Raw genomic sequence first — 14,315 nt, forward strand, 5'->3', positions numbered from 1 at the left:
AGGGCCTGAATGAAGACGATTGTGCGAGCCGGGATCGTCGCCGGCATGGCAGCTGCATCGATGGTGTGGCCGGTATCCGCGATGAGTGACCCGGGCAGCGAGCAGGGCATTCGCTACGTCGCGCTCGGCGACTCGCGTGCCGCCGGACCCTACCTCGACGCAGCGGCGATGATCAGCGGATGCGCCCGCGCCGACGCGGGATATCCGAATCTCGTCGCGGGTTCGCTGCACCCGGTCGGCTTCGTCAACGTCGCCTGTACGGGTGCGCGCACCGAACACATCACATCCGTCCCGCAGCAGACGTCGACCGGATCGGTCGCCCCGCAGATCGATTCGCTCGCCCCGGACACGAATCTCGTCACATTGAGCATCGGTGGCAATGATGTCGGCTGGTCGGGGATCGTCTCGGCGTGCTACACCGAGCTTCCGGGCGGCGACGCGCACTGCCGCACCGACCCGGGCACCGTCTCGCGCATGGACGCCGCCCTGAGTGCGCTCGGACCGAAGGTCACCGCGACACTCACCGCCGTTCAGCAACGTGCACCGCGCGCACGGGTCCTGCTGGTCGGGCACGGCGGTGTCTTCGGCAACCGGGGTTGCTGGCCGAACATCCCCACCAGCGACGCCGATGCGTCGTTCGTGACGAACTTCTTCTCCCGGATGAACCGTGTGCTCGCCAAGTCCGCCGCCGAGGCCGGTGCCGAGTTCGTCGACGTCATGGCCGGGGCTGAAGGGCACGACGCGTGTGCGCCCTCCGAGCAGCGCTGGTACGAGGGGCGGCAGTCGCTGTCGCTGGCGAAGGCCCTCCACCCCACAGCGGCGGGGATGCGGCACATGGCGCAACGGGTTACGGACGTCTGGTATCAGCGGGGTTAGGAACCGACGACCAGCGGCGTTTCGTTCGCGACACTCGCCGGACACGACGGCGAAAAGGTGGAATGCTGCATTCCACTGCGTGCGCACATTCGTCGAACCGGTCCTGCGCGGGAGGCCTCGATGACGATCTACCGGCAACAGCTCGGCGGAACCGGCTACGAGTTCGACGGCCTCGTCGACCTGCTCGGGAAGGCCTCACCGCGCCGCTCGGGCGATGAACTCGCCGGGTGCGCCGCCACCTCGGACGCCGAACGTGCCGCGGCACAGCTGGCTCTGGCGGATCTCCCGCTGACCACCTTCCTCACCGAGGAGGTCGTCCCGTACGAGACCGACGAGGTGACCAGGCTGATCGTCGACACCCATGACGCGATGGCCTTCGCGCCGGTCTCGCACCTGACGGTCGGGGAGCTGCGCGACCATCTCCTGGAGGTCGCGGCCCGAGCGGACTCGGCCGACGTGCTCGCGGCACTCGCGCCGGGACTCACCCCGGAGATGGTGGCGGCGACAAGCAAGATCATGCGGAACCAGGACCTGATCGCGGTCTCCCGCGCCGCGACGGTGACCAGCGGGTTCCGCACCACGATCGGGGTGCCCGACCGGCTCGCGACGCGTCTGCAACCGAACCATCCCGTCGACGATCCACAGGGAGTCGCCGCGTCCGTCCTCGACGGACTGCTGATGGGATGCGGCGACGCCGTGGTCGGGATCAATCCGGCGAGCGACTCGCCGCACGCCGTGTCCGACCTGCTGCACCTGCTCGACGAGATCCGGCAACGATTCGAGATCCCCACCCAGTCGTGCGTGCTCACCCACGTCACCACCACCATCGATCTGATCGAGAAGGGTGCGCCCGTCGACCTGGTGTTCCAGTCGGTCGCCGGCACCGAGGGCGCCAACCGCAGCTTCGGGGTGGACCTCGCAGTGCTGCGGGAGGGCAACGAGGCCGGCAGGTCGCTGCGACGGGGAAGCGTCGGCAGCAACGTCATGTACTTCGAGACCGGGCAGGGTTCGGCGTTGTCGTCCGGTACGCATCTCGGTACCGGAGGCAGACCCGTCGACCAGCAGACCCTCGAAGCACGCGCGTATGCCGTTGCCCGCGAATTCGATCCGCTGCTCGTCAACACGGTCGTCGGGTTCATCGGACCGGAATATCTGTACGACGGCAAGCAGATCATCCGCGCCGGTCTCGAAGACCAGTTCTGCGGCAAACTCCTCGGCCTGCCGATGGGTGTGGACGTCTGCTACACCAATCACGCCGAGGCCGACCAGGACGACATGGACACCCTGCTCACCCTGTTGGCCGTTGCCGGAACAGCATTCGTCATCACCGTGCCCGGAGCCGACGACGTCATGCTCGGCTACCAGTCGCTGTCGTTCCACGACGCGCTGTACGTGCGGGAGGCGGCGAACCTACGGCCGGCACCGGAATTCGAGGAATGGCTACGCAGACAAGGCATGGCGGACGACGTCGGTCGCATCCTGCCGGTGGACGTCGGCGCGTCTCCCCTCCGAGCGCTCGGAGGTGCCCTGTGAGCGATCTGTGGGACGAGCTGCGTCGGCACACCCAAGCACGGATCGGGCTGGGGCGCACCGGGAACAGTATCCCGACACGCCGTCATCTGGAGTTCGTGACGGCGCATGCCGAAGCACGCGACGCCGTGCACGTCCCGCTCGATGTGCCGGGCTTGGTTCAGCGGATCCGTGGTCTCGGCCTCGGTGAGCCGCTGATCGTGGAAAGCGCAGCAGGAGATCGCAGTACGTATCTGCGGCGCCCCGACTTCGGCCGACGGCTCGCCGAGGGAACCACACTGCCGCGAACAGAGGCCGATCTCGGTATCGCGCTGTGCGACGGGTTGTCGTCCACGGCTCTCGACGCCCACGGACCCGACCTGCTGGCGGCGGTCATCGCCGCCCTGCCGGGTCTGACGGTGGCGCGGCCGGTGATCGCGACACAGGCCCGCGTTGCGCTGGGTGACCATATCGGTGAGCAGCTCGGTGTCGCGACGATGCTCGTGATCATCGGCGAACGCCCCGGCCTCTCGGTGGCCGACAGCGTCGGTGTGTACTCGACGCACCATCCGAGGCCGGGGCGTAGTGACGCCGAACGCAACTGCGTGTCGAACATCCACCCGCCCGGTGGGATGACCTACGAGCACGCGGCGCGCGTCGTCGCGGCCCTCGTGAACGGGGCGCGGCAGTTGGGGGCGTCGGGCGTCGCGTTGAAGGACACCTCGCGGGACCCCGCACTCACCGACCCCGACACCGACAGCGGAGCGGGAATCGGTCATGGGAGCGCGCAATAACGCGCACCTATGACCACTTCGCGTTCCGCCGCCCTCGGTCGAGGCCGGTGGTTACCGGAGGAAGTGCGCGTAGTCCCCGCGCCGCTCCGCCTTCAGCGTCGTGTTGAGAACCAGCCGGGTCTGGAGGCGGATGTAGTCGTCGAGGGTGTAGATGGACCCGAAATGCCAGTGCTTGAGCGCCCACCCGTGGGCGAGGAGCAGGATGTCGAACACCATCAGGTCGACGTCGATGGGCTCCATGATTCCGGCGGAGATGCCGTCGTCGAGGGCGGAGCGCAGCGGCGCCGACGTCTCGACCTCCAGCTCCTTGATCCGGGCACGACCGGCAGTGTCGAGCGTGCGACTCTCCCGGTAGGTGAGGACGGTGGCGTCGAGGTTCTCGTCGACGATCTCGATGTAGCGGCGGATGCCGGCGGCGAGCCGTTCGACCGGGTCGTCGCCGGCGGCCTCCATCGCAGGTTCGATCTGGTCGCGGAAGGTGTCGAGGATCGAGACGATGGTGGCGAGAAGGATCTCCTCCTTGCCGCCGAAGTACTTGTAGATCAGTCCGACGCTGACGCCGGCCTCGTCGGCCAGCGCCTGCATGGACATCTGGTGGAAACCGGTGCGCTGCATGACCTGCACGGCGGCGTCGAGGACCTGCTTGCGGCGGGAACTGGTGCGAACTGCCCGCACGGCCTCTTCCACGGGAAGTGCATCGTGGTCGGTGGTCATAGGGGCTCCTCGTCACTTTTCGGTCCGATTCACAGTACCGAGTGCTCAGTGGTGTGAATCGTGCAGCTGGGACGGTCGTCAGATCCCGAGATCCTTCGCGACGATCGTCTTCATGATCTCGGTGGTTCCGCCGTAGATCGTCTGGATGCGGGCGTCGACGAAAGCGCGTGCGACGCCGTATTCGCGCATGTAGCCGTAGCCACCGTGCAGTTGCAGGCACCGGTCGGCGACACGCACCTGGAGTTCGGTGGCCCACCACTTCAGGCGGGCGGCGCGGGCGGCGGTGAGCTGCCCGGCGACGTGTTCGGCGATGCAGTCGTCGAGGTAGGTGCGGGCGATGTCGAGCTCGGTGGCCAGCTCGGCGAGCACGAACTGGGTGTTCTGGAAGCTCGACACCGGCTTCCCGAAGGCCTTCCGTTCGCGGACGTAGTCGAGGGTCTGCGCGAGGACGCCCTCGGCTGCGGCGACCGCACCGATCGACAGCGACAACCGTTCTTGCGGGAGGTTGTGTACCAGCTGGTAGAAACCGCGGCCTTCGTCGCCGAGCCGGTTCGCGACCGGCACCCGCATGTCGGTGAACGTCAGCTCGCTGGTGTCCTGGGCGTGCAGACCGATCTTCTCGAGATTGCGCCCGCGAGAGAAGCCGGGGGTGTCGGCCTCGACGACCAGCAGCGTCAGGCCCTTGTGCGGGTCGTCGGAGGTGCGGGTCGCGACGACGAACAGGTCGCCGTTCTGACCGTTGGAGATGAAGGTCTTGGCTCCGTTGACGACGTAGTGGTCGCCGTCGCGCACCGCGGAGGTGCGGATGCCGGTGAGGTCGCTGCCGGTGCCGGGTTCGGTCATGGCGATACCCAGCACGGTCTCGCCGCTGACGACGCCGGGCAGCCACCGTGCCTTCTGTTCGTCGGTGGTCATCTCGGTCAGGTATGGCAGCACCACGTCGTTCTGCAGAGAGAACGCGATGCCTGCTGCGGCGTTGCCGGCGCGGTTGACCTCGTCGATGAGGATGGCGTTGTACCGGAAGTCGTCGACGCCTGGGCCGCCGTACTGCTCCTCGACGGAGAAGGCGAGCAGCCCGAGCTTCCCGGCTTCGGTGAACAACGACCGGTCGAGGCAGCTCGCGTGCTCCCAGTCCTCGTGCACGGGAGTGATCTTGTCGCGGACGAAATCACGGGCGACCTCGCGGAACTGCTGGTGCTCGGTCTCGTATTCGAGGCGTGCGTTCATCGGGTGATCCTCGAGTCGGTGGGGGCGGTGAACAACCCTGCGGCGAACTCGTCGACTGCCGTTCGGGTTGCCTTGTAGTGCAGTTTCTTTCCGGTGGCCGAGACCGGCAGCGACTCGACAAACCGATAGGCCCGCGGCCGCTTGAAGGTCGACAGCATCGGGTGCTCGCGACAGTGCGCGTCGAGGACGTCGGCCGTGACGTCCGGGCTGCCGGCCACGATGTACGCGACGACGATGCGTCCCCACCGGTCGTCGGGCACGCCGACGACGAGGCAGTCGGACACACCCGGATGCGAGTTGAGCGCTTCCTCGACCTGCACCGGATGAACGTTCTCACCACCGCAGACGAGCATGTCGTCCTTGCGTCCGACGATGGTGACGAACTCTCCGGCGTCCCACGTGGCGAGGTCGCCGATGTGCAGCCATCCGTTGTTGAACTTGGCCTTCTCCTGGTCGGGGGAGTCGAAGTAGGCGTTCGAACCCTTGGGGGAGCGGACGATCACTTCTCCGACCTCTTCGCCGTCCTTGGCGACGACGTCGTCGTGGTGGGCGAGTCGGTCCTCGTAGATGTGGACCACGCGCACGTCGTCGTCGGTGCAGGCCCGGCCCGCGGTGCCGGCATGCTCGGGCAGATCGGTGGGGCGCAGGAAGGTGTTCCAGAACCCTTCGGTGCTGCCGTAGCCGTTGAAGATCCGCGGGTTGAGGACCTGCTGGTATCGCAGTGCTGCTTCGCGTTCGAGCGGCGCACCCATCGTGACGATGCCGCGCAGCGACGACAGGTCGCGCGGACGAGCTTCCTGCGCGGCGGCGAGCATCGCGAGGTTGGTGGGTGCTCCGATGAGGAAGGTGAGGCCGTGCTCGGCGACGAGGTCGAGGACACGGTCGGCGTCGAAGGTGCGCAGCGGCACCACTTCTCCGCCGATGTAGAAGACCGGGTTGGGTCCTCCGGAGTACAGGCCGCCGCGGTGGAACCACGGCGTCATGTTGAGCGTCTTGTCCTCGGGGCTCAACGGGAAGTGCATGATGACGTCGTGCGCGCTGAAGATCTCGATCATGCTGTTGAGCGGCACACCCTTCGGCATGCCGGTGGTGCCCGAGGTGTAGAGGCGGGTGGTCTCGTCCCACACCGTCCGGTGCAGCGGCGGGAGCGCGACCCGATCGGCCGCCAGGTGCCGGTACCGCACGACGGTGGCGCCGGGAACGGAGACAGGGTCGCCGTCGCCCACCGCGACGATCACCTTCGGTGTGTGTGCCGAGCGTTCCAGCGCCTCCGTCACCATCGGGGTGAGCTCGGTGTCGTAGACGAAGACCGTGGGTGCGGACTTGTCGAGGATGAACGAGGTTTCGCCGGAGGCAAGCCGGAAGTTGATCGGCGAACCCACCGCGCCCACCGCCTGGGTGGCGAGATACAGCTCGGCGAACTCGACACTGTTGAACAGCTGATAGGCGACGACATCCCCGGCCTGCACACCTGCATCGGCCAGACCTGTGGCGACTCGGTCGACACGCTCGCCGAGTTCGGTGTAGGTCAACCGGGTTCCGGTGTCGGGATCGGTAATGGCAACGCGGTTCCCGTACCGTCCCAGGTTGCGCCGGAAGCCGTTGAGATACGTGAAGTCGTTCTCGAAGTACTCCCGGTAGGCCCGGGCGTTGTACGACGCGCTCATGATTCGATCTCCCCTGACGATGTCGGTCAGCCGGCCATGGTGAGGCCGCCGCTGACGCTGATCACCTGGCCCGTGATGAACGATGCGGACTCGGATGCGAAGAACAGGACGGGTGCGGCGACCTCCTCGGGTCGCGCGAGCCGCCGAAACGGAATGGCCTTGATGAGAGCAGCTTTGAGCTTCTCCTCCTGGGCCTGGAACAGCGGGGTGTCGGTGGGTCCGGGGCACACGCAGTTGACGTTGATGTTGTGCCGGGCCATCTCGCGGGCGAGCGACTTGGTGAGGGCGATGACGCCGCCCTTCGCTCCCGCGTAGATGGATTCGCCGGAGCTGCCGACCCGGCCCGCATCGCTGGCGAGGTTGATCACGCGACCACCGTTTCCGGCGTCGATGATGCCGGGCAGGAAGGTGCTGCAGATGTTCACCGGGCCGAGATAGTTGATCGCGACGACCTTCTGAGCGAACTCCGGGGTGGCGTTGAGGAACTGATCGGTGCGGTCCCAGCCGGCGGCGTTGACGATCACGTTGGGCACGCCTACCTCGGCATGGGTGCGGTCGCGGAGTTCGTCGACTTGCGCGCGGTCGGAGATGTCGACCGGCAGTGCCGTGATCAGCTGGGGGTATTCCTTGGCGGTGGCCTCGGCGGCAGCGAGATCGAGATCGGCGGCGATGACGCGATCACCCTGCGCGGCGAAGCCGAGAGCGATGGCCTTGCCGATTCCGGAACCGGCGCCGGTGACCAGTGCGATGTTACTCATGGGAAGTCCTTACGGGTCTGGGTAACTCGGCTCAGGCCTTGACGTACTTCGCGAAGTCGGCGGGTCGCTTCTCCGCGAACGCCTTCGCGCCTTCGAGTCCTTCGTCGGACTTGCCGAACAGGTCGAGGGCCGACATCGCGAGGTTGCTCAGGCCGGCCTGGTGGTCGGTGTCGGCGTTGAAGGACTGCTTGAGGAACTTGAGGGCGGTGGGGCTCTTCTCGGCGATCTCGGCGGCGACGGCCTTGGCCTCGTCGAGCAGCTTCTCCTGAGGGACAACCCAGTTGACGAGTCCCCAGCGCTCGGCGGTGGTGGCGTCGTACTGGCGGCACAGGTACCACATCTCGCGGGCGCGCTTCTCACCGACGACGCGGGCGAGGAAGGCGGAGCCGAAACCGGCGTCGAACGAACCGACCTTGGGTCCGGCCTGGCCGAATCGGGCGTTCTCCGACGCGATGGAGAGATCGCACAGCACGTGGAGGACGTGTCCGCCGCCGACGGCGACACCGTTGACGGCGGCGATGACCGGCTTGGGGATGTCGCGGATCAGCTTGTGGAGGTAGCCGATCTCGAACATGCCGCTCTCGGTGGGGCCGTAGTCGCCGGTCTCGGCGCGCTGCTTGACGTCGCCGCCCGTGCAGAAGGCTTTCTCACCGGCGCCGGTGAGGATGACGGCCGAGACCCGGCTGTCGGCCCAGGCCGACCGGAATGCCTTGATCAGTTCCTCGACGGTCTTGCCCCGGAAGGCGTTGTAGCGCTCGGGCCGGTTGATCGTGATGATGCCGGCTGCGCCGTCGATCTCGTAGGTGATGTCTTCGAAGTCGGTCATGGGATCCCCTTCATCGGTGCAGGTAGAGGCTTGATCGAACGGCCATTCCCGGTGAGTGAATGACTATTCATTTCTCTTGAAGCTACATTCACCTATTGCATGTGTCAACCGTCACATCGGTCGCTCGGTCGTCTCAGCATCTCGGTCGGGGGTAACGCGAACTCCGAATCGGTCGATGTTCGTCATGAGTTCGGTGAGTGTGGCGCGCGGTCGACGTGTCGGGCAGGGAGCAATGGTGAAACGACATCCGATCGTGTGGATCGCAGCAGGTGTCCTGTTTGCAGCGGGATGTAGTGCTGGTGGACAAGATGGCGCCGGCCAAGCGACTTCGAGTTCGGCTCCCCCCTCGGTGGCGACGTCCACTTCCGCTACCTCTACTACTGCGAGCCCGACGAGTTCCGTCTCCGTCACCAGCGTGGCCTCCACGACGTCGGAGGAATCGGCACCGCCTGCCGCACCGACGGAGTTGCCGGCTCAACCCGTAGCCGAAGAGCCGTATGTCGTGGAATGTCTGGAAGGCACGCCCGGGCCTGCCCTGTTCAGCGATGGGACGCGCGCTTTTTCGCAGTGGTGCTTCGATCAACTCGGAGGGGACGATTACCTTCGGGCAGAACGCGAAGCCAACACATTCGAATGTGACGGAACGGTATGCCGAAATCCGTATACCGGCGTGACGTTTCCCGATCGCAACGCTGTTCCTTCAGCTCCCACGGGTACTACGTCCGACCGCGGTTACTCATGTAACTCCACCGGGTGCTACTGGCCGGACGGGACGCCGGTGATCAATGCCGATCGCTGCGGTCTGTTGTGTGGCGAACCGCCGACATCTGGTGACATCCAAACCCAACACGGTTGCGAGGAAGGCTATATCACCGATCCGAATCTTTGCGGCGCGTACGGCTATTGAGCCGCACGCGCACGCACGCTCGTTCGGCGCTGCGAGGAAGGTGGATCGCTCCACGATCACTCGTAGAGCGAGTTCCTTCCCCGCCAGTCGTGATCGTCATCGGTAGGGGTCCCGAGGAACTCCTCGGGGTGCTGCCGGAAAGACGAAGTTCCCCACTCCGCGGCGGTCCGATGGGAGAACCGGATGTCGTCGATGTCCGACGGGTTTCCGTACGGGATTGCGCCGCTTCCTCGGGAACCTGTCCTACGTCCGGGCGTTCCCTTCTTCGAACGAGGCTGTCGACGGCGCGATGCCGCTTCGGCGGTGGGAGCTTTCTTGCCGATCTGGATCAGGCGTAGTGGTTGTCGCTCGGTTCCCCTTCCGGAAGATGTCGTTTCCAAGTATCTCTCGAGGTCGATCGCCAAAGTGGTGCTGCACCGTGGGCAGGGTCGCAGATGGCTGCGGTATGCGTCGCCTGCCGTGCACCAGTGAGTTACGTTCCGCGCAACCTTGCACCGTGTCGAGGCGTGAAAATACCCGATGTCGCGATTGACATAGACGCGCTTGCGGGAGATCGCGCCCGCCTTACGGAGTTCTTCGGCGCTCGGTCGCCGAGGAGACGCGGTTCCGATGTGCTTTCGGGTGGCGGAAACTCTGGAAACCGAAACGCCGGAGGGCGCCGACGTCGGCTCCGCCCGGGGACCGTTGCTCTCAGGTACGTCTCTCGGCGGCCTGGCAGTGGTCGCCACCGGTACAGAAGCGGGCGACGTGGAAGCAGTCTTGACACCCCTCGGGGCCTGCGTCTTCTGGCCGGGGTTCTCGACCTCGAAGAGTGCTTGGCTGAATCGGCTGCGATATCCGTGGGCGAACTCGTTGAAGCTGTCACCGAGATTATGAAATGCCAGGGCCAGGGTTGTGCAGGCAGACTTGGTGGTCATCGTCTTCGAGTGGGACGCGAACAACTCGTGGCCGCCCGGATTCTGGCCTTCACCGGACCCGTTGGTTCGTTCGTAGATGCGCAGCTCCCACCCGGAAGCGACAGGTTTGATGGCGTAGTGATAGCTGGAGGTGTCGGCAACAATTGCTCCCTTCGGCGCCCGTGCTTCGTGAAAGTCCAGTCCGGACGGAGCAGTGCGCTGGGGTGCCTGCCGAGCGGCGTTTCGGACCCGCCGGGTGGATTGGTCCGGCAGGGAAGTCTTGCGTGACTTCGAAGTGGGGCGGATTTTACGTGCCATGCGTACTCCTTGGAGGACCCGAAGAGGCGATGCACTCCACCGGCGTCTGCCGTTGACAGGCAGGTGTGCATTTCGGCCGACATTACGCCGTTTTGGGAAGAAAGCCAGGGTAGCTCTCACTCGCCTCGCTACTTGTGCTGCTGTGTCCGAGCAAGCTTCTCGGGAGGCAGCCAACCTGAAGGTGGGGCTCACAACCCTGCTGGTCGACCATCCGGGTTGTGAGCCTCGCTTTTCAGTTGCGAACCTCGCTCCCGGGAGGGATGTCATCGCGATTGCGGGGTTTCTTCGCGACGGTCGTCGACGTCAGGAACAGGATTGCCGACGAGATCACCACCAACCACAATCCCCAGCCGATCTGGACGCCGATCGTTTCTCCGAAGAACTCGGCAGTGTGCGACGAGACGTTCATGATGTCGTAGATTGCGATACCGAGGCAGACCACACTCACGGCGGGTGCGACCCACCGAATAGCCTTTCGGCCGACCGATCCTCGGGAAAACAGCGTGAACATCGCGACGGTCGCCAGTACTCCCAGGATCAGAGTGACCATCCCGTCCCCTTCGAGGCCGTTCTTGGTGAAGGCCATGAAGCTTGCCCAGGGGCCGATGCTGCCGAGCATGATGCCGACGCTTGCGGCGAGCGCCGCGATCAGATGTGCGTTGTAACGCTGGTCGAAATCTCGAGTACTCATCGGCTCTCCTGTTTGAGATTCGTGGAACTTGTTCGGGTCAAGCGGTTTCGGGAAGCGGGTTCTTCATCGAAGCGACGATGTTGTTCGCGATCGTCGAAGCCACCTCCGGCGAAACGTTCGCGTCGTGGCAGCGCCTCGCCGCGACCGCCAGCCGATCGGCGACCTCGTTGAGCGGGTGTCCGCTGTGCCCGCGCACCCACGAGAACTCGACAGTGCGACCCTTGATCCGATTCCGGATGCGCTCCACGACGTCCGCGATCTCGGGACGGCCTTCGTAGGTGCCTTCGATGCAGGCGAGGGCAAGCCGGCTGTCGGTGAGGATGTGCAGCTTGGGGTGCAAGAAGCGAGCGACGGCCATGTCGATCGCGAGGAGTTCGCCTTCGAGGATCGAGCGGGCGTCGCAGGCCATCCGCATGTGATGTACACCGGCGTTCGATACGCAGCCGAGTCCGGTGCCGCGACGATTGCGGGCTTTGGATGCGTCGGTCGCGACCACCAGCGGCGGACGCGCTTCGAGTTCCGCCTCGCGGCGTGCTTCGTCTGCTGCGAGCAGGGCCGCGACGTGTGCCCCGATGGTGGCGGATGCGCGAGTGAGAAGCACGCCGAACGGGCCGAAGGCCGTGTCGACGAACTGTACGGCCGGGAACGACTCGGCGACATTCTTCAAGGTGCGACGCAGCATGCCGTCGGAGATGTGGACCCGGGCGGGGGAGGCCTGAGCCTTGGCGTACAGCGCGTCGAACGCGTCGAGGCCGAGGAGCAGACGGTCGGTCTCGGAGTCTCCGTCGCGGGTGAGCAGGGCGACGTCCTCGTCGGTCGCGATTGCGGCGCAGATCTGCGGGCCGGCGTCGCTATGGGTCTGCCTGATGTGAATGGCGGCGAGCATCGGGTCCTCCTCGTTTCGGGGTCGATGACGATCATGAAATCGGTTGCCTATGCCGTCGATGAATCACGTGATAATGGGGGTTATCGAGTCCGCGCGCGGCGGTGTCCGCCGCCTGTCGTAGATTTCGGCAGGAACTCGATCGGCCGCGGAGCAGGAAGGGAAGGAGACGAACGCCCATGAGTGACGAGCCCACCCTGCTCCTGTCCAAAAGCGACATCGCGGCCCTGGCCGGGGTGAAACGACCGGTCGTGACGATGTGGGCGAAGCGCTACAGCAACAGCGACCGCCCCTTCCCGCAGCCGGCACGCGTTGATGCACGCCAAGAGAAGTTCGCCGCCGACGACATAGTTTCCTGGCTCCGCGACCGAGGGCTCGGCAACAACGACACCCTGGCCGAGGATGTCGCCGTCTACGCCGCGCTCGAACACCCCACCGGTGCCGATCCCGACATCGCGTTCGCCGGGCTCACCGCGTTGCTGTGCCTGAAGGCGCAGGTCGGCATGTCGCTGATCGGCTTGGACGACGACGAGATTCTCGACGAGGCCGACGACTTGGACCCCGACGACGTCTACTTGTATCGAGAGCTGTCGGACCTCGGCAGGCATCTCTCGACGTATGCGCGTCATGCCGACCGCATGGCCGACGCCGCCTACACCCCGGAGCACGCCTTCGAAGCGCTCATCGCGCAGCGGTTCCGGCTGCCGTTGGCCGACTGGGCCGACTCCGCCCTCGCGGAGGGTGCTCTGGCGTTGTGCACTCGGGTCGCGACGGCGTTGGTTTCCAGCGACCGCGTGACGTTCGTCGATCCCTCCGTCGACGGCAGCGATCTGCTGGTCGCGCTGCGGCGCGATCTCTCCGAAGACTCGGAGCCGATCGTCATCACCGGTCGCGCAGATACAACCTCGGCCCGGTTGGCGCGACGGCGGCTGGCCATCCACCGTTGGCGCCGGCACCCCAGCCCCGCAAAAGGGTTCGGGGCAGACTTCTCGCTGGACCAGCCGGCGCTGTTCCTCACTCAGTATCCGTCGCCGTCCACACTCGGCTACTCGCCCGTGGATGTGTTGACGGAGATCGACAACATCACCGTTCAGATGGGGCCGGAACACACAGCGGTGGTGATCGCGCCGGCGAGTGTTCTCGTCGATCCGATCCGTGACCGGGAGGCATTGTCAATCCGTTCGGGGATCGTCCGGTCCGATCGTCTGCGCGCCGCCGTCAGGCTCCCCGAGGGGCTGATGGTGACCAAGCCCGGCATGTCGATGGCGATGTGGGTACTGGGTGCGCCCGACGAGCGGACCGCTCCGGCAGATCGCTGGACGGTTCTCGCCGACGTCGGTCATCGAAGCCTCGACCACGAGACGATCGACAATGTCGTATCCGATGTTGTTGCTGCGATGGGAGATTGGAAGTCTGTCCGCGCCCACGCATTCGCGTTCGGAGCTGTGCACCGGACATCGGGTCTGCTTGCTGCGGACCGCCTCGGTCTCGTCGTGCCGCGCGATGAGCGGCCAGTCCCTGTCGGCGCAGATGTCGCGAGTCGCGTGATGACACTCGTGGATACCGTGAACGAGCACGCGCGGCGCGTCGTCGGAGATCTGCAGGTGAAGGTCGAGTACGACGGTTCGGCTGCCTCGTCGATGCCGACCGCCGGCGAACTGGTGGCGCGCCAGAAGCTGGCGGTCATCGCCGGGAACCGCGTCGACGACCGCGATATCCGCCCGGACGGCAACGTGCGTGTGATCGGTTCCGCCGAATTGCTGGGGGAGAAGCGACTCGGTGAGCGACGCGTCGACCGTTTGACGCACATCACCAAGTATCCGAACAGTCGCTTCACAGAGCCGGGCGACATCGTGTTCTGCACTGCGCCGAACTTCGGTGTCATGGTCGATCCCGACGGTGGGTCGCTCGTTCTTGCCCCGGCCCGCGCCTTCCGTATCCGTCCCTGGGAGACCGAGGGCTTGATGCCCGAGGTGATCGCGCGGCATCTGCGGCAGCGGGCCTCCACCCGAAAGCCAACGGGAGCCGTCCGGGGAGGTCGGCGATGGCGCGACTGGACGATCCCGATGCTCGATTCCGATCAGGTAGACGCAATGACCACGGTATTGCGAGATCTCGACGCGCGTCGTCGTGAGGCGCAGGACCTGCTCGACAGAGTGAACGAACTGACCGACACAATGATCGACGGCGTGACTCGCGGAGTCCTGTCCGTCACGGCACACAACGGGTCCGTCCCGGAGGAAGGGTGA

General features: G+C 65.7%; 12 protein-coding genes. 4 read left to right on the forward strand and 8 right to left on the reverse strand.

What is annotated here, in order from left to right:
- The first annotated feature begins 9 nt into the window (after positions 1-9).
- The 3 genes from A8G18_RS01705 to eutC all read left to right on the forward strand — a co-directional run bounded on the left by A8G18_RS01705 (position 10) and on the right by eutC (position 3,179).
- Entirely contained in the window at positions 10-876 is an 867-nt protein-coding gene (locus A8G18_RS01705) for an SGNH/GDSL hydrolase family protein (RefSeq protein ID WP_064062489.1), read from the forward strand.
- Between the two features lie 120 nt (positions 877-996).
- The gene (locus tag A8G18_RS01710; protein ID WP_064062490.1) at positions 997-2,409 is read left to right on the forward strand and encodes an ethanolamine ammonia-lyase subunit EutB; all 1,413 of its coding nucleotides are present in this window, start codon (positions 997-999) and stop codon (positions 2,407-2,409) included.
- Positions 2,406-3,179 (forward strand): ethanolamine ammonia-lyase subunit EutC, encoded by a 774-nt coding sequence (gene eutC / locus A8G18_RS01715; protein WP_064062491.1) that lies wholly within the window; start codon positions 2,406-2,408, stop codon positions 3,177-3,179. Before A8G18_RS01710 ends, eutC begins: the two co-directional genes overlap by 4 nt.
- Positions 3,180-3,230: 51 nt before the next feature.
- Here the strand turns inward: eutC and A8G18_RS01720 are convergent, their stop codons facing one another.
- The 8 genes from A8G18_RS01720 to A8G18_RS01750 form a co-directional block, all read right to left on the reverse strand.
- Positions 3,231-3,893 carry a TetR/AcrR family transcriptional regulator gene (locus A8G18_RS01720; RefSeq protein WP_064062492.1) on the reverse strand — a complete coding sequence of 221 codons (663 nt, stop codon included), beginning with the start codon at positions 3,891-3,893 and terminating at the stop codon, positions 3,231-3,233.
- A gap of 78 nt (positions 3,894-3,971) precedes the next feature.
- Positions 3,972-5,120, reverse strand: coding sequence for an acyl-CoA dehydrogenase family protein (locus tag A8G18_RS01725; protein WP_064062493.1), 1,149 nt, complete (start codon positions 5,118-5,120; stop codon positions 3,972-3,974).
- On the reverse strand, positions 5,117-6,787 hold the full coding sequence (locus tag A8G18_RS01730; RefSeq protein WP_064062494.1) for a class I adenylate-forming enzyme family protein: 1,671 nt from the start codon (positions 6,785-6,787) through the stop codon (positions 5,117-5,119). Before A8G18_RS01730 ends, A8G18_RS01725 begins: the two co-directional genes overlap by 4 nt.
- A 26-nt stretch (positions 6,788-6,813) precedes the next feature.
- Positions 6,814-7,545 carry an SDR family NAD(P)-dependent oxidoreductase gene (locus A8G18_RS01735; protein ID WP_064062495.1) on the reverse strand — a complete coding sequence of 244 codons (732 nt, stop codon included), beginning with the start codon at positions 7,543-7,545 and terminating at the stop codon, positions 6,814-6,816.
- Between the two features lie 31 nt (positions 7,546-7,576).
- On the reverse strand, positions 7,577-8,371 hold the full coding sequence (locus A8G18_RS01740) for an enoyl-CoA hydratase-related protein (protein ID WP_064062496.1): 795 nt from the start codon (positions 8,369-8,371) through the stop codon (positions 7,577-7,579).
- Between the two features lie 963 nt (positions 8,372-9,334).
- Positions 9,335-10,492, reverse strand: a complete 1,158-nt coding sequence (locus A8G18_RS22700; RefSeq protein ID WP_147290700.1) for a hypothetical protein — start codon at positions 10,490-10,492, stop codon at positions 9,335-9,337.
- Between the two features lie 232 nt (positions 10,493-10,724).
- Entirely contained in the window at positions 10,725-11,183 is a 459-nt protein-coding gene (locus A8G18_RS01745; protein WP_064062497.1) for a hypothetical protein, read from the reverse strand.
- Positions 11,184-11,220: 37 nt separating this feature from the next.
- On the reverse strand, positions 11,221-12,069 hold the full coding sequence (locus A8G18_RS01750) for an RNase H family protein (RefSeq protein ID WP_064062498.1): 849 nt from the start codon (positions 12,067-12,069) through the stop codon (positions 11,221-11,223).
- 176 nt (positions 12,070-12,245) lie between these two features.
- Here A8G18_RS01750 and A8G18_RS01755 point away from each other — a divergent pair, with 176 nt between their 5' ends.
- Complete coding sequence (locus tag A8G18_RS01755) at positions 12,246-14,315, forward strand: hypothetical protein (protein WP_064062499.1); 2,070 nt, start codon at positions 12,246-12,248, stop codon at positions 14,313-14,315.

The sequence above is a fragment of the Rhodococcus gordoniae genome (assembly GCF_001646655.1).
Lineage (GTDB): Bacteria > Actinomycetota > Actinomycetes > Mycobacteriales > Mycobacteriaceae > Rhodococcus > Rhodococcus gordoniae.